The 22,393-nt window shown below is 42.8% G+C and carries 22 protein-coding genes and 1 riboswitch; of the genes, 9 read left to right on the forward strand and 13 right to left on the reverse strand.

Going from position 1 to position 22,393, the window contains the following annotated elements; translation table 11 throughout:
- Positions 1–82 precede the first annotated feature (82 nt).
- Complete coding sequence (locus tag EIZ39_RS19030) at positions 83–760, forward strand: B3/B4 domain-containing protein (RefSeq protein ID WP_368666336.1); 678 nt, start codon at positions 83–85, stop codon at positions 758–760.
- Between the two features lie 151 nt (positions 761–911).
- Here EIZ39_RS19030 and EIZ39_RS19035 read toward each other — a convergent pair whose 3' ends face one another.
- A complete protein-coding gene (locus EIZ39_RS19035; RefSeq protein WP_129201748.1) occupies positions 912–1,466 on the reverse strand; it encodes a hypothetical protein in 555 nt (184 codons plus the stop codon).
- Between the two features lie 236 nt (positions 1,467–1,702).
- On the opposite strand from EIZ39_RS19035, the gene udk reads away from it, so the two are divergent.
- The 3 genes from udk (at position 1,703) to EIZ39_RS19050 (ending at position 4,202) form a co-directional block, all read left to right on the forward strand.
- Positions 1,703–2,335 (forward strand): uridine kinase, encoded by a 633-nt coding sequence (gene udk, locus EIZ39_RS19040; RefSeq protein WP_129201750.1) that lies wholly within the window; start codon positions 1,703–1,705, stop codon positions 2,333–2,335.
- A 77-nt stretch (positions 2,336–2,412) separates the two neighbouring features.
- Positions 2,413–2,766 carry a DUF2614 family zinc ribbon-containing protein gene (locus EIZ39_RS19045; RefSeq protein WP_129201752.1) on the forward strand — a complete coding sequence of 118 codons (354 nt, stop codon included), beginning with the start codon at positions 2,413–2,415 and terminating at the stop codon, positions 2,764–2,766.
- A 152-nt stretch (positions 2,767–2,918) separates the two neighbouring features.
- Complete coding sequence (locus EIZ39_RS19050) at positions 2,919–4,202, forward strand: PAS domain-containing sensor histidine kinase (protein WP_129201753.1); 1,284 nt, start codon at positions 2,919–2,921, stop codon at positions 4,200–4,202.
- Positions 4,203–4,274: 72 nt separating this feature from the next.
- Here the strand turns inward: EIZ39_RS19050 and EIZ39_RS19055 are convergent, their stop codons facing one another.
- A complete protein-coding gene (locus tag EIZ39_RS19055) occupies positions 4,275–4,697 on the reverse strand; it encodes a hypothetical protein (RefSeq protein ID WP_129201755.1) in 423 nt (140 codons plus the stop codon).
- Positions 4,698–4,706: 9 nt separating this feature from the next.
- The gene (locus EIZ39_RS19060; RefSeq protein WP_164985172.1) at positions 4,707–5,153 is read right to left on the reverse strand and encodes an Hsp20/alpha crystallin family protein; all 447 of its coding nucleotides are present in this window, start codon (positions 5,151–5,153) and stop codon (positions 4,707–4,709) included.
- A 181-nt stretch (positions 5,154–5,334) separates the two neighbouring features.
- Between EIZ39_RS19060 and EIZ39_RS19065 the strand changes: the two genes are divergently transcribed.
- The 3 genes from EIZ39_RS19065 to EIZ39_RS19075 are packed head-to-tail and all read left to right on the forward strand — an operon-like array spanning position 5,335 to position 6,039.
- Entirely contained in the window at positions 5,335–5,583 is a 249-nt protein-coding gene (locus EIZ39_RS19065) for a hypothetical protein (protein ID WP_129201759.1), read from the forward strand.
- Positions 5,555–5,797 (forward strand): hypothetical protein, encoded by a 243-nt coding sequence (locus EIZ39_RS19070; RefSeq protein ID WP_240675876.1) that lies wholly within the window; start codon positions 5,555–5,557, stop codon positions 5,795–5,797. Before EIZ39_RS19065 ends, EIZ39_RS19070 begins: the two co-directional genes overlap by 29 nt.
- Before the next feature lie 14 nt (positions 5,798–5,811).
- Positions 5,812–6,039, forward strand: a complete 228-nt coding sequence (locus tag EIZ39_RS19075; RefSeq protein ID WP_129201763.1) for a hypothetical protein — start codon at positions 5,812–5,814, stop codon at positions 6,037–6,039.
- Positions 6,040–6,162: 123 nt separating this feature from the next.
- Here EIZ39_RS19075 and EIZ39_RS27110 read toward each other — a convergent pair whose 3' ends face one another.
- The 8 genes from EIZ39_RS27110 to EIZ39_RS19115 all read right to left on the reverse strand — a co-directional run bounded on the left by EIZ39_RS27110 (position 6,163) and on the right by EIZ39_RS19115 (position 12,877).
- Positions 6,163–6,732 (reverse strand): CGNR zinc finger domain-containing protein, encoded by a 570-nt coding sequence (locus EIZ39_RS27110; protein ID WP_205668590.1) that lies wholly within the window; start codon positions 6,730–6,732, stop codon positions 6,163–6,165.
- Positions 6,733–6,744: 12 nt separating this feature from the next.
- On the reverse strand, positions 6,745–8,505 hold the full coding sequence (locus tag EIZ39_RS19085) for a glycosyl hydrolase family 18 protein (RefSeq protein ID WP_240675877.1): 1,761 nt from the start codon (positions 8,503–8,505) through the stop codon (positions 6,745–6,747).
- A 79-nt stretch (positions 8,506–8,584) separates the two neighbouring features.
- Positions 8,585–9,022: a Fur family transcriptional regulator gene (locus tag EIZ39_RS19090; RefSeq protein WP_129202025.1), complete on the reverse strand. Its 438-nt coding sequence runs from the start codon at positions 9,020–9,022 to the stop codon at positions 8,585–8,587.
- Positions 9,023–9,124: 102 nt separating this feature from the next.
- Positions 9,125–9,673 (reverse strand): cob(I)yrinic acid a,c-diamide adenosyltransferase, encoded by a 549-nt coding sequence (locus EIZ39_RS19095; protein ID WP_129201765.1) that lies wholly within the window; start codon positions 9,671–9,673, stop codon positions 9,125–9,127.
- Between the two features lie 248 nt (positions 9,674–9,921).
- Positions 9,922–10,215, reverse strand: a complete 294-nt coding sequence (locus tag EIZ39_RS19100) for a hypothetical protein (protein ID WP_129201767.1) — start codon at positions 10,213–10,215, stop codon at positions 9,922–9,924.
- A gap of 76 nt (positions 10,216–10,291) precedes the next feature.
- Positions 10,292–11,077, reverse strand: coding sequence for an ABC transporter permease (locus tag EIZ39_RS19105; protein WP_129201769.1), 786 nt, complete (start codon positions 11,075–11,077; stop codon positions 10,292–10,294).
- A 5-nt stretch (positions 11,078–11,082) separates the two neighbouring features.
- Positions 11,083–11,877 carry an ABC transporter permease gene (locus EIZ39_RS19110; RefSeq protein ID WP_129201771.1) on the reverse strand — a complete coding sequence of 265 codons (795 nt, stop codon included), beginning with the start codon at positions 11,875–11,877 and terminating at the stop codon, positions 11,083–11,085.
- Positions 11,870–12,877 (reverse strand): ABC transporter ATP-binding protein, encoded by a 1,008-nt coding sequence (locus tag EIZ39_RS19115; protein WP_129201773.1) that lies wholly within the window; start codon positions 12,875–12,877, stop codon positions 11,870–11,872. The genes EIZ39_RS19110 and EIZ39_RS19115 overlap by 8 nt, the downstream gene beginning before the upstream one ends.
- 126 nt (positions 12,878–13,003) lie before the next feature.
- Between EIZ39_RS19115 and EIZ39_RS19120 the strand changes: the two genes are divergently transcribed.
- Entirely contained in the window at positions 13,004–14,290 is a 1,287-nt protein-coding gene (locus tag EIZ39_RS19120; protein ID WP_129201775.1) for a glutamate-1-semialdehyde 2,1-aminomutase, read from the forward strand.
- Positions 14,291–14,819: 529 nt separating this feature from the next.
- Positions 14,820–19,334 (forward strand): glutamate synthase-related protein, encoded by a 4,515-nt coding sequence (locus tag EIZ39_RS19125; RefSeq protein WP_129201777.1) that lies wholly within the window; start codon positions 14,820–14,822, stop codon positions 19,332–19,334.
- 374 nt (positions 19,335–19,708) lie between these two features.
- Here the strand turns inward: EIZ39_RS19125 and mtnA are convergent, their stop codons facing one another.
- Both mtnA and mtnK read right to left on the reverse strand, forming a co-directional pair.
- Positions 19,709–20,755 carry an S-methyl-5-thioribose-1-phosphate isomerase gene (gene mtnA / locus EIZ39_RS19135; protein WP_129201781.1) on the reverse strand — a complete coding sequence of 349 codons (1,047 nt, stop codon included), beginning with the start codon at positions 20,753–20,755 and terminating at the stop codon, positions 19,709–19,711.
- Between the two features lie 11 nt (positions 20,756–20,766).
- Positions 20,767–21,969 carry an S-methyl-5-thioribose kinase gene (gene mtnK / locus EIZ39_RS19140; RefSeq protein WP_129201783.1) on the reverse strand — a complete coding sequence of 401 codons (1,203 nt, stop codon included), beginning with the start codon at positions 21,967–21,969 and terminating at the stop codon, positions 20,767–20,769.
- A 230-nt stretch (positions 21,970–22,199) separates the two neighbouring features.
- Positions 22,200–22,332, forward strand: a riboswitch (SAM riboswitch).
- Positions 22,333–22,393: the final 61 nt, after the last annotated feature.

A 22,393-nucleotide genomic window follows, 5' to 3' on the forward strand; every position in this document is an offset into this window, starting at 1 on the left:
CAGAATCTGTAAAACCATGCTTGCTTCCATATTCTGCTGTCTAATACAATAGGAATATACGCCCAGGAGGTGATTAGCTCACATGATGAATCTCATCATTGATAAACAGATATCTGAACTCTTGCCTGGTTTTCGACTAGGCTTCATTGAATATAATCATGTAGTTGTGTCCGAAACACCCAAAATGGCCAAAGGAAGAATAAATCTATTCTTGTCTACTTTACGCCTCGATCACAGCGGAAACGAGGGCCTCACTAAGATCGATGGGGTGAAGCAATGGAGACAGGCCTTTAAAGCTTTAGGAATGGACCCCTCTAGGTATCGACCATCATCCGAGGCATTACTCAAGAGAGTCCTGCAAGAGAAGCCGATGTATTGGGTAAATGGGGCAGTTGATGTTAATAATTTTCTTTCTATGAAATTTGGACTGCCTTTTGGTATCTATAACAAAGATAAAATTAACGGAGACCGCATTCTCTGTGAACTTGGCAAATCTGGCTATTCTTACGAGGGGCTTAACGGGAGAGAAACATCAATGGAGGGCAAGCTTGTCTTAACGGACGACTTCTCGCCATTTGGCAGCCCCATTGTGGACTCCACAAGGACAAGTATTGACGAGACAGCTACTCGGTTAATACAGGTCATATTCATCCATCCGCAATTAAATGAAGAACAGCATGCAAACCTATTAGAGTCTTCTGCACAGCTATTCACCCAAATCAATGGAGGAGAAGTCGTTTCGAGCGGGATTGTTGAATAGGCCAGAAACTGTATAACTCAGGCTGTCGCCTGTCAGGGCGACAGCCAAAATAAAACGCGACCCCTCGTTTACATAAAACGAAAGACCGCGTTACAATATACAAAATTATAATCTTTCTTCAAACGTTTGTCAAACTTCGACAAATTTCTCGCTAAACTGTATAGACGGTCTCCAGCCTACCTTCCTTCTCAACAGATTGTTCTTTTACCAGGGAACGCTTTAGCATCTTTTCGAGGAGTAAGTGAACGTCTATCTTTTCATCTACTAAATCAGTATGCTCTATAATTTCTTCTACTGTCCAAGGATCCTGTCGACTCTTGAGTAAATTTAGGATATATTGACCACAAGATTCCATCCTTGATAGAACAGAAAAATCCAAAGCTAATAACAAAAGCTCAATTCGTTTATCGAGCGGCTCTTGAGAAGTTGCCAGCTCCTCATACAATTTATACACAGATGGATCAATTGACTTTAATTGGTCCCAAACCGTTAATTCTGGGCGCTCTCCTACCTCAATGATCGCTAACCTTGCCCAATGATGAAGAGACTGATGTACGCTGTTATAAGAGTCGAGAAGGTGCCCGTTCTTCAAAAATTCCTTCGCTTCCATATAAGCCATGAAAAACCGAGAAAACTCGATAAAAACTTGTTTACTTTGAGAAGGAATCGCCTCATGCTTCCCCGGCACTAAATGACTTAGGCTCATGGAAACACCCCCTTGCCATATAAATATCTTCATTGACCTAAGGCTCTGAAGATACTTGATTTAGATAACAAATTCAACACATTAGGGAATTTTCCTCCTTGTAGGATTAAAAAAGTACGGTATACTAGTCTTGTTTGTATTTGCGAATCACTCCTGCTTATCGGATGTCAGAATGGTTCGCTCTACTTACCGCATAATAAATATAAGCATCCCTTAAGTTAAGGAGGCATCACGACATGCTGATTATCGGTATTGCTGGCGGTTCGGGATCAGGTAAAACTACTATTGCTCAAGCCATTCAACATAGGCTAGGTCCAGATACAGTCCAAATTATTTCACAAGATTCTTATTATCATGATCATACAGAACTTTCAATGGAGCAAAGAGCAAAGATTAATTATGACCATCCGGATTCATTTGAAAATGAATTACTTATACACCACTTGAATCAATTAAAAAAAGGACAAGCTGTCCATATTCCTGTGTATGATTTTTCTACTCACACCCGTTCTCATGAAACGGTTTATGTCGCACCCAAGTCGGTTATTATTTTAGAAGGTATCCTCATTCTGGCAGATCCTGAATTGCGTGACGTTATGGACGCTAAGATCTTTGTCGACACCGATCCGGATGTTCGCATTCTTAGACGAGCCATCAGAGATACGACAGAACGCGGACGAACACTGGAGTCTATTGACAGACAGTACCTCTCCACGGTTAAGCCCATGCATGAAGCCTTCGTTGAACCGTCCAAAAAATATGCGAATGTTATTGTACCTGAAGGCGGAAAAAATGAAGTAGCCATTAGTTTACTTACTTCTTGGGTGGAGCGTTACTTAGTCCAATCCCTTACAAGTACCACCCGTTAAACATATATGTTATACTGAAGCTTGTAACAAGCTAGGGGTAACCCCTGTTACTCCCATGAATTGCGGAGGTATGGATCATGCTGTTTACTGGTAAGCTTAATAAAATGAGAAACTATGCCATGCTTACATGCTTTGCTGGTATTGGGGTCATGTATATCGGTTATGCTGGTTTTGCTGGCTTCCTGGGTCAGATCTTTCAATCCCAGCTCTTTATGGCGATCTTCTTAATCTTAGGTCTCATTTTTGTCATGGGGAGTGCGGTGTTCTATATGTATATTGGAATGCTTTCCTCTAAGGCGCTCCAAGTCGAATGTCCAAAGTGCAAAAGAGTAACCAAGCTGATTGGACAAACAGACGATTGTATGTATTGCCGACAAACACTCTCTGTTGACCCTAAGTACGCACCGAAGAATACAGAAACCAATGTCTAGAAACTATAATAGGATGGAACAATAATGGGACTTATCCAACTGGATAAGTCCCATTATTTTACTTCTTTCCTCAATTTTTTATTTATTTCGACCATTTATCCTGTTACTATTAGAATATGTAAATTTACTTGTATGTAAAACTGGAGGAAAGTATGACTCGACAACGACCTATAATTCAACGAAATTTTAAATACTTCCCCATTGTCTACTTTGTCTTGGGTGCAGTCTGGATTCTGGCAACTAACGGTATAGTTACGGATGAATCTCATGCCTATACCATTTACCTTTCCTTCACCCTTTTCCTTTCGATAAGCTCGTGGCTCTTATACCTGGGTATTACTAGAAGCATTGCCGAACGCAAGAAAACAGAAGAAAAACTTCGCCAAACCCAACAGGATCTTGCGGATGCCATTCGTGAGCAGCAAGGGTTCATTTTTAAATATGTCAAAGAAGGAGATAAATTTATTCATGTATTATGTGATGGGCAACTTCTAAGCAAGGTAGGGTTAACCCCCGAACTCGTCCTTGGCAAGACTATCACTGAAATATTTCTGCAAGCTACGGATGAGCGACGCGCTCAGTTGCATGACTACTATTCCCGAGCATGGGATGGAGAGATTATTACCTTTGAAATGACAGCGCTCAATGGACTGACTCTTTACGCCACCCTTCGCCCCGTACGAATAGACGGGGTAGTGACCGCTGTTATCGGTTCTTGTGTAGATATAACCGAGCGCAAGGCATCAGAAGAAATGCTGCTAAAATCAGAGAAGCTTAGCATCGTAGGGCAACTGGCTGCAGGCGTTGCTCACGAGATCCGAAATCCACTGACGAGTATCAAAGGCTTTTTACAAATTATAAGCCCTAAGGAAGAGCATCGTCACTTCCATGAAATTATGCTCTCTGAAATTGACCGCGTAGAAGAAATCATTAGAGAGTTTTTATTCTTAGCGAAGCCTCAACAACGAAACTATCAAAAACAGGATATTAACCATCTTCTTCAGAGTGTTGTAACTTTGTTTGAACCGCAAGCATTATTAAACAACATCCAAATTAAAGCCCTCATTCCATCTGAACCCAAGATGATGGAATGTGAAGCTAACCATCTTAAGCAAGTTTTTATTAACGTCCTAAAAAACGCCATGGAATCGATGGCAAGTGGTGGGATCATCTCCATATCGGTTACCGGAAAAGAAAACTCTATTACGATCCAATTTACAGATGAAGGCTGCGGGATTCCAACAGAACGTTTGAACTTGTTGGGGGAACCCTTCTACACCACGAAGCAAAAAGGCTCAGGTTTAGGACTCATGGTGAGCTATAAGATTATTGAACAGCATAAAGGAAGCATTGCCATCGATAGCAAGCTAGATGAAGGAACCACAGTGAATATCACCTTGCCTCTGAATGCTTCCCAGAGTTTAGCTTTGGCTTAAAACAATACTAGGCTGCTCCTTGGCATTGTGGTGTCGGGGGTGGCTTACGTATAGACGTCTCTCTGTTTATATTTAATCTGAAAGAGTTCTGTTTTTCAGATTGATTGCAGGTCCGCTAGAATCTGATTTTTTCGCTCCTGCGGTATTGCCATTGCTGGCGCTTGCTTTTTGATTTTGTTTTTGCACTAACCCTTTCTTCTTTTCCCCCACTTTTGCAATATGGGAATCTGTCTCATAATTGGCCCCAATGTTCAGCTTTCCCTCAAGTTCTTTGATTCCGATTGTGCCAATATTATTTTCATAATGGACTCTATCCACTATTATTTTTTCAATGTTCAGGTTTTCTACAATAATGCTTCTGGACTTTTCTACATCCTTCAGGACCATAATATCATTTTCTAATTTGCGTAGTCTTTCATCCAGCTTAAGCGCATGTTTATCAGGAGAAATAGGAAGAAAATGAATTAGTTTCTGTATCATTCCTCTAATTGTCATAAAGAGGCCTCATTCAATAACAATATTTTCGCGCGGCTTTGTTTTTATGGGAATCCTTATCTCCAGTAGTCCATTGACAAATTTGGCATGAATTTTATTTCCATAAGGCTCTTCGGGTAGAGGAATCGATTTCTCGAAGCTGCCTTGCATCCTTTCTGTCGTTACCACTTCATATTCTGGAAACTGAGGCGTGGCATTTCCTTTAATAAAAAGTGTCTTTCCCTGAAGCGTGAGATGAACATCTTCTTTCCTCACCCCAGATAGATCTATAAGCACAACAATCTCGTATGAACCTCTTAAAACATCGGCAAGAGGATACTTTGGCTGTATATTGGGTTGCTCTTTTTTCCCATAAGGAACCATGAAGTTTGACGAATTCTGATCAAATATATCCGCCCAAAACGAGTCTCCTTGAATCTTCTGAGCCATTTCCATTAATTGTTTTAGCTTATTCATATCCACGCCTATCACCCGATTCATTCTAAAGAATTGGAAAAGGATACCCTATAAAATCATTCTATTCATTGTCGTGGACAAGAATGCGTTAATATCATTTCTACACTAAACGTCAAACAAGAATATTTTAAAGGAACCCACATAGGGATAACGTAATACAGTTGAAAGAAGGGGATAAGAAATGAAGTTTAGGCAAATTAACTTCCTAAACATTAAAATTAACAAACAAGATGTAGGGTCGAGAACGATTATGGGGAGAACAGTGCAAAAGGGCAATCACGTGGTTATAAAAAGAAATATGGGTTTACAGCAATTCGGAGATGGAACGGGTAACTTTTTTTCTAGATTCAATTTGGATGACTCGGATGTGATAGACAATAATGTGGCTGGGGGGGTTAAAGGTGGATTCAAACCCAACAGTAATTATTAATAACATATATTTTATTAAAATTAATTCCTTCGAAAACGCCTCTGCCTTTAATATCGGAGAGAATTATTTGGTCGATTGGAGCAATTCTGACAAAAGAAATCAAGGTTTTGGCCAGAACTCCGGAGATACCTGTGATTTTTTAGGGACTAAGAGCGGAGTAGATGATCGCGATGTATTCGATAGCAATGCTTATCCCATTAAAATTTATGACTAAAGGAGTGATGACAATTGTTCCCGCTAACGCAAGTTAATCTTCTGGCTTTCAAGATCAATATACTTGAAAGAGGATCAACTGTTTCTTTTGGTCCAACACAGCAGTTAGATACGTTTATTACGACCAAACAAAATCAGGGGATTGAAAACAACGGTGATTTTTGCCCTCCCTATGTCCCTTTATCTAGTATTTTAGATACTGATGTAAGTGACTCGAATTCTTCCAAAGTAAGTGTAATCTAGGCACTGTAATAGGAGGCGTCCCCAATAGGACGCCTAAACATCGGATTCTATGTAATCTAATCAATAAGAAAAGGCTGATCTCTTATGAGTTGGGGGTACCCACTCTAAGAAATCAACCTTCTCTCAATTATCCTTTTTTCGAGAATAAAAATTGGATACCTTCGCCCGATTTCCGCACGACTCCATACTACACCATCTACGCTTTCCACCTTTAGATACATCGACAAAAAACAAGATGCACTCCTCATGGCTACACGAACGGATTCGATCCATTCCTGCCTTCTCAAAGGTTTCAGCAAAGGATGCTAGAATCTCAAAAATAATCTGATCTCCTTTTGTCTTTCCGGTTATCTTACTTGTAATGTCTTGAACTTCCCTCACAAGATGAAACTCTAAGGAGATCTTCTTTCCTATATCGTTTAGCTTCTCAAGATCTGTTTCAGAAATTAATTGCCTCTCGGTAATATCGGTTAGCATTCGGCGAAAGAGGTCTCTTAGCCTATAAATTTGCGATCTTGACTCAGGAGTTAATCTGTCCTTCTCATCTGGTGATAAAAGATGGCTAGCAACTAAATATTCCAGCAATGATTCCTCATTGTCAATGAAGTCTGTTTGCACTCCATTTCTCAGATAAACCGTGTTGGCTAAATTTACCCATTGGAACCCACCGACCAAAATAGATGTAAGCGGCATTTTCTTCTCCCCTTACGGCTTCTTCTCTAGCGTTTCGGCAATCGCATTCCAGATGCCAGGCTTCTCAAATCCTCGTCTCCAAGAGGCTATCCCCGCTAGATTATATTTTTTCACGAGCTCGGTCCTTTTTTTCATGGACATCTCATCTTCAATCCATATCTTATACGTCGCTCCATCAGCTTGATCTTTATACTCGACGTACATCTGGCCTGACTTTTCATCATAACCAGGAGTTAAATTACGCTCCTTGATCCACTTGTCTGTTGTATCCATTGTAATAGCTTTAGAAGTGACCCTGACTTTTCCGGTGGATGGATCCGTCTCTTCTTTCCAGAGTCTCGTATAGTAGGGCACTCCCAAAAGAAGCTTGGATGCAGGAACTTCTTCTAGAACCCCTTGCAAGCCTTTCTCCACCCAAGGTAGAGAAGCGACAGATCCTGCTACTGGACTTGAAGCCCAGTGTTCATCATAGGTCATCACAATCATATAATCCACTGTCTGTGCTAACCTCGCCCGATCATAGAACATCGACCATCTTTCACTAGTTGACTTAATCGTAACATCCATCGAAACGACGAGATTTTGTTCGTGAAGATAAGGGGTGAGTTCCCGAACAAATTGAACGAGGTTTTCTTTATCCTTCAAATAAACATTCTCAAAATCAATATTAATTCCATCTAGCTTATACATGGAGGCATATTGCACAAGCTGTCTCACCATTTTACTTCTCGTTTCATATGTCGCTAAGGCTGTAGTTGTAATGTCTGGGTCAAAGTTGTTACTGAACAATCCCCATACTTGATAGCCCTGCTGATGTGCCCATTCAACATAAGGCAAGCTTGCTTTTGACGAGATTTCTCCTTCTCCATTCACTAGGTCAAACCATGTCGGGGATACAACATGAAGTCCTGGCATTGGAGAGATCTTGGAGTGATCTGGATTACGGCTAACTACGTGTTCCCAGGTCAAATTAATCTTTCCTCCCAATGGACTCCAAGGAATTCGCTTCTTATCTTCCACTTCAAGGGTTATCTGGGTTATTCCTTCGAGTTGGACATCCTTCTTATCAAGATAGCCCACAAGCCCATCTAAAGTCTGTACATAATACCAGCCCTTTTCTTCCCCAAATATGTGAACTTTCGCTTCTTGTCCTAGCTCAATCACGTAAGGTGCTTGGGTGGATGGCTCTTGCCTCACAAAGTAAGTAAGCTCAACTTTCTCTGGCTGTACAACAGTCTCTCCTACTTGGATCATGTCTCCAGACTTTTCGAGGATAGCTACTCCCGTGTTCGTTAAGCTCTGTAGACGGATACCATAAATATTCTCTAAGGGACTAACAGGAATATACTTTACTCCATTAACATCTTCCACCGGTACACGTATAGAGAAGGGTTGTCCGTTGACAAAAGCTTCAACCTGGCCCTCCGGAAAAGTCAATACTTTATCTTTTGTGGTAATCACGACAGCTTTTGTCTGTTCGTCCCAGAAAATATTGGGATCTATATTCTCCTTGATATAATTCATAGAGAAGTAGTGTTCATTATTCACTACACGAACATCTTCTTCCTGCAGCAGGACCCCTTGATAGGTAACGGGATGCTCTCTTCCCGAAAATGATTCTACTTGGGTTGAATTGCTCCACTGATCTTGATACCACAGAATTCCAACGATACCTAAACCAAGGATAACGGTGGCCATAAGCAAAAATAAGACCCAGCGGGCAGGACCTCCACCGGTTCGCCTTCGTGTCCTGTAATTTGTTTGTAATTCCATTTCAGTTCTCCTAAAAATAAAATGAACCGAAAAAATCCGATGATGTTGGAGTTCTTCCGGTTCTTAAAGTTAACATTGTTTATTGCTTATACTCTGTCTTGCACAACTCACACGTACCATAAAACTCCAGTCTATGCGAGGAGATTGCAAACCCCGTAGACCTCTCGGCTTCTTCCTCAAGCTCAACTAGCGGCTCATAATCAAAATCGACAATCCTGCCACAGGACGAGCAAATGCAATGATAGTGATCGCTTGTATTTCCATCAAAACGACTGGAAGAATCTCCATACGTAAGTTCCCTAACAAGTCCTGCATCCTTAAAGACCTTCAGGTTGTTATAGACTGTAGCTACACTCATATTAGGAAATTGGGATTCCAGTACCTTGTATATCTCATCGGCTGTTGGATGACTTAACGTCTCCATTAAGAAGGATAGGATTGCATAACGCTGTGGTGTCATCCGGATCCCTGTATCTTTCAATTTTTGAACCGCTATCTCTAGTCGATCAGCAGACATCACGTGCACCTCTCTAATCATTACCCTTAACGGAAGAATGGATCTCCTCCTTTAAGTGTAATGACTAGGCCATACGATTGTCAATAATCTAAACCGTTTGTCTTAAACTTGTAAGGTGGGCTCTGCCTTTCCCATCCCCTGATTAACAAAGCGAGCCGCCACGAAAAGAAAATCAGACAAGCGATTCAAATACTTGACGACTGTAGGATTTACCTCTTCTTCCCTAGAGATGGCAATCGCGTTGCGCTCCGCTCGCCGAGCTATCGTTCTGGCTGCGTGTAAAGCTGCACCCGCCTGGGTCCCTCCAGGCAACACAAAGTTTGTCAGCGCCGGCAGTTCCTCATCCATTTTATCAATTTGCTGCTCTAGATACGTTACATCCTCTTCTTGTATTGGCCAACCTACCTTCTTGCCCACCGGTGTCGCCAGCTCGGCCCCTACGTGAAAGAGCTTCGTCTGAACGACATGGAACGTCTCCAACAGCTCCGTCCACTGATCATCTTTCGGTAAAAAAGAAATAGCGAGCCCAATCATCGAATTAGCCTCATCACAAGTTCCGTAGGCTTCTACTCTCGCAGAATGCTTTGAAACTCTTTGGCCGTAAACTAGACTGGTTTCGCCTTTATCTCCAGATTTCGTATAGATCTTCATCTTCTATCTCTCTCCTCTGCTGTAACGATTGCGATAATTAATAAATTAGGTAGGCAGGACGGGTTAACAGGAGAAACTCCGGTTATAGTCCCGCCCGATTTGCCTAATCTCTTATTTCATTTGTTCTGATCTTTTCTATTTGCAAATTTATACAATGCATAACATGAAGAAAAGGAGCTCACAAGAATTAATACAGACCAAAAAGCAAAGTTCCACTCAGACATGCCTGCAACCCCCTCCCCCATCGGTCAGTTCGCTTTAGGAGGATCTTCTTTACCCGGGTCATCCTTATTCTTCTGTTTTTTTTTACGATATTCATCTAAGAGCTTCTGTAAAATTTCATCAGAAACCTCGACAAAGTAGTCCAACTCTTTCATGGTGACCAGGCAATTGTTCTGTCCATCAATTGTTGTGAAGCGAAAAAGAATTCTCCCACCATGGAGAATATCTGCTACTTCCCAAACAAATTTGGTCCCCGTCTTAAAGCGTTTACCACGACCGTATGTGGGTTCAAAGGGTCGAAAATTCTCAACGACCCACATATGCATAGCCTCCCTTTGATACATGTTATGCAGGGAGATGTGCAAATTTTCTATCTATTTGTAAATTCCACACTTGTTAAGAGCCTGCTCCACGATAGTTCTTAACCCCAAGATTCCATACAAAAAGTCCGATTCCAAAGAATATGAGCCCCATCACTGGAGTTAACCAGACATAGGTATACAGCTCTTCTCTCCCTAAGAAATAGGAAGAAGGATAGACTCCGACAAAAGCAAAAGGAAGAATCCAAGTCAAAACAAAACGAATCACATTGTTATAGATGTCTAGCGGATATCTTCCATAGTTTTGGATATTCCAGATCATCGGCGAGATCCCAGTCTTGGAATCCGAAAAGAAACCGATCGCAGCAATGGAAGTATAAACTCCCCCATACAACAGGACACCTGATAGTACAAGTACAAGGAAGACGAACGGATCATACCAGGCAAACGTTAATCCCATTTCATACGAGGCATAACCCATAATAACGAGACCTGTGAATGCTCCTGCCAATGCCTCTGGCTCCATTGTTTCTAGCATCACTTGAAATAAATTATGAGCTGGACGCGTTAGTATTCGGTCCATCTCACCTTTAATAATATATTTCTCTTGAAATTCCCACAGATTAAAGAAAGTCGTAAAGATGGCATAAGGAACTAAGAAAAAACCGTAAATAAAAATGATTTCTTCCCGGCTCCATCCGTTAATGAGACTCGTATGCTGGAAAACCACCAAAATAAAGACTAGATTAACCACTTGGAAAATAAAATCGGAAATAATCTCATTGATGAGATCTAATCGATAGGCCATCTTCGTTTTCAGATATTGTTTGAGATAATCAAAGAACAGCTCCATATAAAACATGTACCTTAACCCCCCTGTACCACAAGGGTCTTTTTTGCACGGATCCATAGAAAGTAGAGTGGAACTAACAATACAAGTGCCCATGTTGTTTGCACGAGTAGAGCTCGCTGTACCGCTTCCCCTTCCGCTGCGCCCGTGAATATTAGCCCTGGAAGATAACTAATCGCTTGAAAAGGAAGGTATTCTAGTATGGATCTCGCCCACTCGGGATAAAAACTAATGGGAAGGATGAGTCCAGAGAACAAATCTACAATAACCCGTTTCGCTCTCATAATACCTTCATTATTTAGCAGGAAAAAGGCTAAGACTCCTGTAATCAGATTAAGTTCGGTATTAATAATAAAGCTAAACATTAAACTTACCCCATACAGCAACCAAGTAGCCGCATCACTTGGAAAAACGATCGGAAATAACAAGGAAACAATCAGCATTCCTGGAACGGAGAAGAAAAACAAACGAAACACCCCTTCTCCTAGGGCCTGCATCGTCTTCACCGCCAGATAGTTATAGGGTCTTATCATTTCAATGGCCACTTTTCCATCCTTTATCTCTAAGGCCATTTCGCGGTCAATATTATTGAAGTAAAACGCCCGCGCCATCCAAGAGACCGCAACATAGCTGGTCATCTGTAAAGAAGTCATTCCCCCCATGGAGGATTGGCCGCCATAAATGGCGTTCCATAAGAAATAGTAAGCACCAATATTAATACTGTAAACTAATATTCCCGAGTAGTAATTGACACGATAGGCCAACATCATCAGGAATCGAATCCGTATCATTTCTACATACATACTAAGCATAAGAAATTCCTTCTTTATAGATCTTTTGTACAATTTCCTCTGTGCTCGTTTCCTCGATGCGGATATCCTTTACATCAATATAGGGCGCGACACGTGAGAGAAGGTCAGAGACAGTAAGACTTGGACTGAGAAAATCAGCTTTAAAACGAATGGGATTCTCCTGCTTCCAGCCAATAGGCTGACCTTCTGTTAGGGCCGTCAATTCATCTAGCTCCACTTTTCTAGTAAATTCAATAACAGCACTTTTTCCTCCACCCCAATTTTCTCTTAACTCCTGAAGACTCCCGTCATAAATGATATTCCCCTCATCAAGCATGACCACACGTGAACAGAGAGCCTCAATGTCCGCGAGATCATGGGTGGTTAAAAGTACCGTTGTTCCATATTTCCGATTAAGCTCCCGCAGGAAGTCTCGAATCTTGAGCTTCACTAAAACGTCCAATCCGATTGTCGGCTCATCTAGAAACAAGAGAGGCGGATTATGGATTAAGGCTGCTGCCAGCTCACATCTCATACGTTGTCCTAGACTTAGCTTTCGAACTGGCCGATTAAGTAATTCTCCAATCTCGAGAATTTCTATGACTTCTCCCATGTGCTGTTTATAGTCTGCATCCGAGACTTTATACACTTTCTTGAGTAGACGGAAGGATTCTTGTACAGCAATATCCCACCACAATTGACTCCTTTGCCCAAAGACAACCCCAATCGTTTGCACAAACTCTTCCCGCTGTTTATGAGGATCCATGTCATTAATCCGAAGATAACCTGAGGTGGGTTGAAGAATGCCTGTAAGCATCTTGATCGTGGTTGACTTCCCCGCTCCGTTCTCCCCAATATACCCAACCATTTCTCCTGCTTGAACATCAAAGGAAATGCCATTTACAGCGTTAACGCTATGATACTCTCGTGAAAAAAGATCACGAAAGGCCCCAGCCAAACCCTCACGACTGTGGTAAGACTTAAATTGTTTAGTTAATTGTTTTACTTCTATTCTTAACATCTTCAAGCCCTTTCTTCTTCTGATTTATAAGTCACATATGGATACTGATTCATACTCTAAACCAGTAGCTTTCTTCTAATTTACTCGTTATGATACATAAGTATAGCATGTTTTTGGAGGGATAATATGAATCGCAGCAGATCAGTTGAGTTATATCAACAAGCATTAGAATGTATTGTCGGGGGGGTTAACAGCCCATCTCGCTCCTTTAAAGCCGTCGGCGGTGGCGCTCCTGTTTTTATGGAGAAGGCTCAAGGGGCTTATTTTTGGGATGCCGATGGGAATCAATATATTGACTATTTAGCTGCCTACGGGCCTATTATAACGGGACATGCCCACCCTCATATTACGGCCGCGATATGCCGGGCAGCGGAGAATGGAACTTTATACGGCACGCCCACGACTCTCGAAATACAGTTTGCCCGTATGTTGAAGGAAGCCATTCCTTCTTTAGATAAAGTTCGGTTTGTAAACTCTGGTACAGAAGCCGTCATGAGTACGATTCGCGTAGCAAGAGCTCATACTGGCCGTAATAAGATTATGAAATTTGCTGGATGCTATCATGGTCACTCTGACCTCGTTCTTGTAGCTGCCGGTTCAGGACCATCTACTCTTGGCATTCCCGATAGCGCAGGGATTCCACAGTCCATTGCCAGCGAGGTCATCACCGTTCCATTTAACGATATTGAAGCTTATGAAACCGCCTTGGAAAAGTGGGGAGATCAAGTAGCTGCTGTCCTTGTAGAACCAATTGTCGGCAACTTTGGCATTGTTCCCCCACATCCCGGGTTCCTAGAACAGGTTAACGAGTTAACGCATCGTTATGGAGCACTAGTCATCTATGATGAAGTCATAACCGGTTTTCGATTTATGTACGGAGGGGCACAGGACTTATTAAAGGTAAAGCCTGACTTAACAGCCTTAGGGAAGATTATCGGTGGTGGACTGCCAATCGGTGCCTATGGAGGAACAAAGGAAATTATGGATCAAGTAGCTCCTCTGGGGCCGGCTTACCAAGCAGGTACGATGGCTGGAAACCCCGCCTCGATTTCTGCAGGTATTGCATGTCTTGAAGTTCTTAAACAACCTGGTGTATATGAGGAATTAGATCGCCTAGGGGCAATGCTAGAAGATGGTATTGCAACAGCTGCCTCAAAATACCAAATACCGTTGCAACTAAATCGCATCAAAGGGGCCCTTAGCACCCATTTTACCGACACCCCAGTTACCAATTACGAGCAAGCCGAAGCCTCTAACGGCGAGGTATTCGCTAAGTTTTTCCGCTATATGCTGGAGGAAGGGATTCATCTTGCCCCGTCAAAATATGAAGCATGGTTTATTACTACAGCTCACACCGAAGAAGATATACACCGAACCATTTCTGCTGTAGAGCGAAGCTTTTCAAAAATGTAATTTTATTCATTTTTATTTATTTTTATTCATTACCAAAGGAGCAACCACGCGGTTTTCTTCTTTGGTATTTTTTTACCTAAAATGGCGTTCCCGCTATAAACCACCCTATCAAATCCTATAATTCCATCAAAAACCTCAAAAAGAAGATTATCCTCCTTCTAAAAAACGTATATCAATCTAATAAAAAGATCATTTCTTTTATGATTTATATCACCAATTGCATGTAGATGAAAATTCATAATTATTAGTTTTATATTTTAAATCGCTTTCATCTTGTATATTTAATCAAAAAAATGTTGTCTTGAAACAGAAAGCGTGTTATTCTATAAATAATTTTAACTTGTTTCTGTTTACTGAAAATTTCCCTCATCACTAGAACAGATATTTTCCTTCACCCTTACAGTTATGACCGGCCGGAGTCCAAGGTTATGTTCTTACTGGGGGAAATAAGCCATTCGCTTTTCCATACAGACAAAAATAAGTTTTACAATGGGATAGGAGGTGATGGTCAGCCAAGCTGACCAACGTTATGCGAGTAAGCCCTAATTACGGAAAATTCAAAAATCACCTAGCACAAGAACACGATAGCTGTGGGATCGTTGCTATCGTCGAGAAGAATGGTCAACCAACAAGAGACAATGTTCTTCGTATTATTGATGCACTTATTAAGATGGAGCATCGCTCCGGGTTTATCGATGGCGAAGGAGACGGATGTGGAATTCTCACTGATATCCCTAGAGATCTCTGGGCTCAGAAACTAACGGCTGCAGGCCACTCCTCAAGCCTTGCCTACGATGAGAAGTTTTCCGTGGCCCATATCTTTGTTCCACGCAAGGGTCATGACCCAGTCCAAGTCATGAATGCTATCCGAGATCTCTTTGCTAAATATAATGTTACGATTCTACTTGAGCAGGAAAATGCAGTTAACAGTGAAGTGCTAGGTAAGAACGGACGTGCTGACGAACCGATCTTCTGGCAAGTAGCTAGTTTATGCGAGAACGAAGGAGTAAAGGTAGAAAGCAACCTTTTTGATCTTCATATCGAAATTGAAGACCTATTCCATGTTCATGTTGCCTCCTTAAGCAACTACACCGCTGCTTATAAGGTCATGGGTGCAGCAAGTATTATTCCACGCTATTATCAGGATATCACGAAGCCAGAGTTTGCTTCTTCAGCAACTCTTGGACATAATCGTTATTCTACCAATACATTATCCAGCTTTTTTCGCGTACAGCCCTTCTCCGTACTCGGTCACAACGGAGAGATCAATACAATCAATAAATTAGAAGATGAAGCTAGCATGCTTGGTGTCCCTCTTGTTAAAGGTGGAAGTGACTCCCAAAACATGAACAGAACGATTGAGACTCTGATCCATCGTTACGGCCTGAGCTTATTTGAAGCTCTTGAGATGGTCTTCCCACCGATTCACAATGAGATCAAGCATCTTCGTCCAGAACTTCGAGATTTATACATGTACTTCCGCCAAACTTGGGGACACTTCGCCCAAGGCCCAGCGGGGATTATCTCTCGATATAAGGATGAGTGCGTCTTTAGTGTCGATGCATTAGGTTTACGTCCTGTTTGGATGGTAGAAGACACAACATCTCTCTTCTTCTCTTCTGAACAAGGTGTTACTCCAGTTACGGAGATGGTTAGTGAACCGAAGTCCTTAGCTCCCGGTGAGAAGGTCGGACTTATCTTACACAAGGATGCTCATGTGGAAGTCATTTATCACGGGCAACTGCAAGAGACGGTTTATGAGAGAGCGATCTCTAAAGGCACATTCACTGGATTCGGTGATCAGCTTACCTTCGCTAAACTCGATAAAGCAAAAGCACCTTATGTCGACGTAACCGAAGTATCCAACCAAATCTATTCTGCTTTCGGTTGGGAAAGAGAACAAATCCAACTCGCGGAACAGATGGCTACTAACGGTGCTGAGCCGATAAGATCATTAGGACACGATGCACCTTTGGCTGCCTTAGCGCAAGATAGACAGAATCTAGCCGACTTTATTAAGGAAAGCGTAGCGGTTGTAACCAATCCTGCTATTGATAGAGACCGTGAGATGGAGCACTTCTCCACTCGTGTAGTACTCGGTGCACGTCCTGGTGTTTACCGTGAATTAAGCCAACCTGGCATAGAGCTTCCTGCTCCGATCATTTTAGAGGGAGCTAACCTTCAAGAGGCTGCTGCCCAAGTAGGTTCTTCCTCCCTTGAGCAGATTCTCGAATATTTCAGCGCACATGGTGGAGTAGCTACCCTATCCACGCATTTTACAGACAATCAAAAAATGACTGATGCACTAGAGCAACTAGCGGAAAAGGCTGTTCAGGCTGCCCAGTCCGGATCACAAATCATTCTTTTAGATGACGCTTTAACTCATACAGATGGGAAGTACTGGATTGATCCTCTGCTTACTGTAGCAAAGGTCGATCAGGCCCTTAAGAGTACGAAGAACGACGAAGGCATCAGCCTAAGAAGAAAAACAAGCATTATTCTCCGTTCTGCCGCTATTCGAAGCCTTCATGATATTGCTGTAGCCTTCGGTATCGGTGCAGACGCTATTGATCCATACTTGCTCTTCTCTACTGTTTACGGCAAGGATGGCTCCGATTCTGTTATCAGCTTATACGAAGCACTCTGCAAGGGCCTAGAGAAAGTGACTTCAACTATAGGTATTCACGAAGCCCGCGGATATTTCCGCATCTTCTCCTCTATCGGTCTGAACGACTCGGTGGCAGAAGTTCTTCACATTGTGAACTTCTGTGGTTCTGAGAAGGCAGGTACTTCTTTCGAAGACCTGGAGAATGACAGCAAGCAACGTTATGAAGATTTCCAATCGGCGGAATCTAAGCCTGCGAAGCTGTTCCATCTGTGGCCACGCGTATGGAAGTCCATCGGTCAATTAGCTAGCGGAACTTTAACTTACCAAGAATTTGCTGATAAATTAGAAGAGATTGAGAAGCAAACCCCTCTTTCTATCCGTCACGTGGCCGACATTAACTATGAAAAGTCACAAGGAAAAGTTGATCCATCTGAGGTCAATATCGGGGTTGGTGATCACAGTTTACCATTTGTTATCTCCTCTATGTCCTTCGGATCGCAGAACGAGATTGCTTTCCGCGCTTATGCTGAAGCAGCTGATCAGCTAAACATGATCAGCTTGAACGGTGAAGGCGGAGAGATCAAGGACATGATCGGAAAATATCCGAAAACCCGTGGTCAGCAAATTGCATCCGGTCGTTTTGGTGTTAATGTAGAATTGGCTAACTCCAGCAACCTCCTCGAGTTAAAGATCGGTCAGGGTGCGAAGCCAGGTGAAGGCGGTCACTTGCCAGGTAAGAAAGTAACAGCGAAGGTTGCAGCAGCACGTAATGCCACCATCGGTTCGGACTTAATTTCACCATCGAATAACCATGACATTTACTCGATCGAGGATCTAGCTCAAATTATTGACGAATTTAAGACCGCTAACCATCAAGCGAAGGTAATTGTCAAGGTCCCTGTCGTGCCAAACATCGGAACCATTGCCGTAGGTGTGGCTAAGGCAGGTGCAGACATCATCACCCTCTCCGGTTTTGACGGTGGTACTGGTGCTGCAAGAATTCACGCTCTACAACACGTAGGATTACCAACTGAAATCGGAGTGGCCGCAGCTCATAAGGCATTAATTGAAGCTGGACTTCGTAATAAAGTTGAACTTTGGTCTGATGGTGGCTTAAAGAGTGGTAACGATGTAGTCAAAATGATGATGCTTGGAGCTAACCGTGCTGGTTTCGGTACCCTCGCCATGCTTGCAGTAGGTTGTACAACTTGCCGCGGTTGTCACTTAGATACCTGCCATGTAGGTATTGCTACTCAAATCGAATCTGTTGAAGAAGCTAAGGAACACGGCTTGCGTCGTTTCGTTCCTCGAGTATATGATGAGGCAGTTGAAAATCTGAAGCGTCTTTTCACCGCTTTCGGCGAAGAAGTGAAGCGTATTACCGCTGAACTTGGTATCTCTAACACGCAAGAGCTTGTTGGACGCTCCGATTTACTTCAGCAAGTTCGAGAAACGCAGAAGATTGATCTATCTGCTATGCTTGATCGTTTAGACTTGGAACCAGCTCTTCTTCCTGCTGTGCATGAAGAAGCAGAGTTAGCGAAGGTTCTTGTAGCTGCAGGAGCAGAAAACCAAAGCGCAGAACCGGTGTACGTGGACACGAACAGCCCGCTGGTTCGTCAATTTACCAATGTACTCGGTGATCAACGTGTGTTAGGAAGTCGCTATTCCGGTGAACGTGTGAAGCCTCACTTGGACGGCAGCTACGTTTCTCTTCCAGAAGTTCACTTGAACTTTGAATCTGGCTGTGTTCCTGGTAACGGTCTTGGTGCGTTTAACGCTGAAGGGATCAATATCCGAGTTCAAGGTGGAGCTCAGGATGGCGTCGGTAAAACTAGCTTCGGTGGTAAGATCAGCGTTATGAAGGCTCGTAACAAGAATGGCCTTTTCATTAACGGTTCTGTAGGAAAGAGCTTTGCCTACGGCGCACAAAAAGGTACTTTCATCGTCCAAGGAAATGCCGATGCTCGTGCTTGTATTCGTCTCTCCGGTGCAGATATCATCTTTGGCGGGGAGTTAACCCAACCAATCAACGATCAATTTGGTGGAATCGGTGGCCGTGCAAATCTTAAGGGCTTTGCATTTGAATATATGACAAACGGTAGAGCAATTGTGATGGGAGATCCAGGTCCATGGATTTGTGCAGGGATGACAGGTGGAGTGGTTTATATTCGTCTTCAGCCTGAGATGGGCCTAGACGAAGCTGCCATCAACAGACGTATTGCAAAAGGAGCTAAGGTTTCCCTACTCCCTCTATCTGACAAGGGTCAAAGTGATGTTGTAGAGCTACTAAACAAGTATATTGATGAATTAAAGGCAACAGATCAAGCAGAAACAGCTGCCCGTATTGAGGCACTTCGAGATCACGCAGGACAGCATTTTATGATGCTCGCTCCAGTGAAGCTTCAAGCTGACCAATCCGTTGCTACAGAATAATTTACAGAGTCGGTTTAAGGAAAACTTAAACCGGCTTTTTTCTATGTTGTGAGGGGTGAGCATGAAAAAGGGTGCCGGCTGTCACCGGATAAGCTCTAATCCTCCGCTTAAGATCCGCCCCTAGCCAGGCGCCCTCTCCAGGCCAGTCGGGGGCAATAAGCGGAGAATTTTCCGCTATTCCTACTATCGCCAATAAAAAGGCCGAAATAGGCGGAAATTTTTCCGCTACTCGGCCCCAAACACTCATTTCTACTAGGTTTAATGGCAATAGGCGGAATTGCTTCCGCTATTCAACCCCTAAAACCCTAAATTTAGAAAATAACCGGAAATTCTCCGCTTAAGATCCGCCCATCACGAAGAGGAGCGCCCCCTACCTACTTCTCAAACAATTGCTTCAAACTAACCTCATACGGAGCACGCACGATACCTTTTTCCGTGATAATGGCCGTTACATACTCGTTCGGCGTCACATCGAATGCCGGGTTGAAAACTTTGATATTATGAGGCGCTACGCGATTCCCACTGATCTCTGTAATCTCCTCGTCCGGACGTTCTTCAATCGGGATTTCGGCACCTGTCAGTGTATCTAAGTCAATAGTAGATAAAGGCGAAGCCACGTAGAAAGGAATACCATGTGCCTTAGCCAATACAGCCAAGCCATAGGTTCCGATCTTATTTGCTACGTCTCCGTTTGCAGCGATACGGTCTGTTCCCACAATCACAGCCTGCACCCATCCCTTAGACATAACCATGGCAGCCATATTGTCGCAGATTAAAGTGACGTCAATTCCAGCTTGCTGAAGCTCCCACGCGGTTAGGCGGGCACCTTGCAGCACTGGGCGGGTTTCATCTGCAAATACCTTTATATCCCAACCTCTTTCCTTTGCTAGGAACATAGGAGCGAGTGCTGTTCCGTACTTAGCCGTAGCGATGCCGCCCGCATTACAGTGCGTTAGAACGCCTATTCCATCATGAAACAACGTGATAGCATGCTCACCGATACTTCGGCAAATCTCCACGTCCTCTTCATGCATGCGTTTGGCTTCCTCTAGCAGCTCCTGCTTCATCGCATTGACATCAACATTCACCAAGGATTCCGCCTTATTCATCATTCTGTCAATAGCCCAAAACAAATTGACCGCAGTCGGGCGAGAAGTCGCTAAATACTCTCTCTTCTCACGCAGCTTAATGAGAAAATCCGAGGAGTCAGCTGCCTCAATATCTCTTGCACCTAGATACATACCATAGGCAGCGGAAATACCAATAGCTGGTGCTCCTCTAACCTTCAATGCGCGAATAGCATTCCACATCTGTTCTATAGTATAAACATCCTCAAATACAACTTCTAAAGGAAGCTTCGTTTGATCAAGTAATAATACTCGATCCTCTTCCCAACGTATCGAATGAACATGGTTGTCCATGATCCTGCCACCTACTCTTCTGTTTTCTTAACCATTTCCACGACATCCTCGATGCTGCTCACGGTACCTCTTTGCAATACAAGGGTTTGCCCCAGGCTTAAGGCTAGCGTTTCGGCTTGAGCGCGCACTTTCTCGTCCTGGATGGAGTTCAGATCCGCAACACCGGCAAGTCCGATCACTCTACGCATCATCTTGCATCCAGCAAAACCAATAGAGTCTCTTAATAAACTAGCCATCCTATCATTAATAAACCCTGCATTCGAATACATGACATCCTTAATATGAACTTCGCACAGACGACGGAATTCTTTTTCAAACGTATTCCAAACCTCCACTACGGACGTCAACAAGTATTCCCTGTACGATCCTCGTTCCTCGTCCGTCGTCTTTAACCCTTCCTGCGCGGCATAGTTCAGCAGCAGATTGGCGATGACTGCCCCTATATCAAAGCCCATAGGTCCATAATAAGCGAATTCAGGATCTATCACTTTGGTACTCTCTTCCGTCACCATAATGCTGCCGGTATGAAGATCACCATGAAGCAGAGCCTGAGCTTCCGTCATGAAGGAGTATTTTAACTTCGCAATTTCTTGCTTCAGGACTTCATTCCTCCAGACGCCTTCAACCACATCACGGATTAAAGGGTTAAAGTTATTCGTCTCCGCATCATAGTATGGGTCCGTAAATACAAGATCCTCGGTAATTTTGCAGAGTTCTGGATTAATGAACTGTTCTACCTTCTCTTTTTTCTCTTTGAAATCCAAGGCAAAATCAGAAGTGAAGAACAGCGTCTTTGCAAGGAATACACCGATATGTTCAGCAAATAAAGGATAACGATTCCCTTCAATTAAACCTTTTCGCATAATTACATGACTAGATAAATCCTCCATGACGGTTAAGGCAAGGTCCTTGTCATAGTGATATACCTGTGGAACTAGACCTGGACATAGCTTGTCCTGGATAATTAAAGCTTCACTCTCGATTCGGGCACGGTCAAGGGTTAACGGCCAAGACTCCCCTACCACTCTTGCATAAGGCAAAGCTTGCTTAAAAATAATGCTCTTCCCAGAAACTTTATCCTCAATATGGAAAACTAAGTTTAGATTTCCATCCCCAATTTCCCGACTCTCAAACTGCGCACCTTCTGGGAAAATCCCCGGAAGCTGCCTAGCATACTCCACGGCTTCCTGTTCACTAAACGCACGATATTCCATTCTTCACCCCTCCAATATAGCTTAAGCTCTATTCTATATCTTCTCCAAATTACCCTATGTAAGATGAGTAGGACACAATTTAATAGCTATATACTATATAGAGTGGGTCAACATTGTCAATGTCATAACATTTAGATTGTACGATTTTTTTCTCTATTGACTTTATCCAAGCAAAGGGATAAGATTTTGAATGTATATATTACTAGTGTGTTACCTAACTTTATAATTTCATCTTATCGAGAGATGGCTGAGGGACTGGCCCGATGACGCCCGGCAACCGATTTTTATTTTTCTCTAATTGAGCAGAATAAAAACACGGTGCTACATCCTGCAGAATGAAAGATATATTCTGAGAGATAAGTTGTATTTGACTCGTCATTCAAGTACCTCTTATCGCAAGAGGTACTTTTTATTTTTTCTTGAT

Origin of the sequence: Ammoniphilus sp. CFH 90114 (assembly GCF_004123195.1) — a bacterium.
GTDB lineage: Bacteria > Bacillota > Bacilli > Aneurinibacillales > RAOX-1 > YIM-78166.

What these genes read in the sequence shown, in the direction of transcription:
- EIZ39_RS19030 (WP_368666336.1), top strand. Translation starts at nt 83, where the DNA reads ATGATGAATCTCATCATTGATAAACAGATATCTGAACTCTTGCCTGGT.
- EIZ39_RS19035 (WP_129201748.1), bottom strand. Translation starts at nt 1,466, where the DNA reads ATGAGCCTAAGTCATTTAGTGCCGGGGAAGCATGAGGCGATTCCTTCT.
- udk (WP_129201750.1), top strand. Translation starts at nt 1,703, where the DNA reads ATGCTGATTATCGGTATTGCTGGCGGTTCGGGATCAGGTAAAACTACT.
- EIZ39_RS19045 (WP_129201752.1), top strand. Translation starts at nt 2,413, where the DNA reads ATGCTGTTTACTGGTAAGCTTAATAAAATGAGAAACTATGCCATGCTT.
- EIZ39_RS19050 (WP_129201753.1), top strand. Translation starts at nt 2,919, where the DNA reads ATGACTCGACAACGACCTATAATTCAACGAAATTTTAAATACTTCCCC.
- EIZ39_RS19055 (WP_129201755.1), bottom strand. Translation starts at nt 4,697, where the DNA reads ATGACAATTAGAGGAATGATACAGAAACTAATTCATTTTCTTCCTATT.
- EIZ39_RS19060 (WP_164985172.1), bottom strand. Translation starts at nt 5,153, where the DNA reads ATGAATAAGCTAAAACAATTAATGGAAATGGCTCAGAAGATTCAAGGA.
- EIZ39_RS19065 (WP_129201759.1), top strand. Translation starts at nt 5,335, where the DNA reads ATGAAGTTTAGGCAAATTAACTTCCTAAACATTAAAATTAACAAACAA.
- EIZ39_RS27110 (WP_205668590.1), bottom strand. Translation starts at nt 6,732, where the DNA reads ATGCCGCTTACATCTATTTTGGTCGGTGGGTTCCAATGGGTAAATTTA.
- EIZ39_RS19085 (WP_240675877.1), bottom strand. Translation starts at nt 8,505, where the DNA reads ATGGAATTACAAACAAATTACAGGACACGAAGGCGAACCGGTGGAGGT.
- EIZ39_RS19090 (WP_129202025.1), bottom strand. Translation starts at nt 9,022, where the DNA reads ATGTCTGCTGATCGACTAGAGATAGCGGTTCAAAAATTGAAAGATACA.
- EIZ39_RS19095 (WP_129201765.1), bottom strand. Translation starts at nt 9,673, where the DNA reads ATGAAGATCTATACGAAATCTGGAGATAAAGGCGAAACCAGTCTAGTT.
- EIZ39_RS19100 (WP_129201767.1), bottom strand. Translation starts at nt 10,215, where the DNA reads ATGTGGGTCGTTGAGAATTTTCGACCCTTTGAACCCACATACGGTCGT.
- EIZ39_RS19105 (WP_129201769.1), bottom strand. Translation starts at nt 11,077, where the DNA reads ATGTTTTATATGGAGCTGTTCTTTGATTATCTCAAACAATATCTGAAA.
- EIZ39_RS19110 (WP_129201771.1), bottom strand. Translation starts at nt 11,877, where the DNA reads ATGCTTAGTATGTATGTAGAAATGATACGGATTCGATTCCTGATGATG.
- EIZ39_RS19115 (WP_129201773.1), bottom strand. Translation starts at nt 12,877, where the DNA reads ATGTTAAGAATAGAAGTAAAACAATTAACTAAACAATTTAAGTCTTAC.
- EIZ39_RS19120 (WP_129201775.1), top strand. Translation starts at nt 13,004, where the DNA reads ATGAATCGCAGCAGATCAGTTGAGTTATATCAACAAGCATTAGAATGT.
- EIZ39_RS19125 (WP_129201777.1), top strand. Translation starts at nt 14,820, where the DNA reads ATGCGAGTAAGCCCTAATTACGGAAAATTCAAAAATCACCTAGCACAA.
- mtnA (WP_129201781.1), bottom strand. Translation starts at nt 20,755, where the DNA reads ATGGACAACCATGTTCATTCGATACGTTGGGAAGAGGATCGAGTATTA.
- mtnK (WP_129201783.1), bottom strand. Translation starts at nt 21,969, where the DNA reads ATGGAATATCGTGCGTTTAGTGAACAGGAAGCCGTGGAGTATGCTAGG.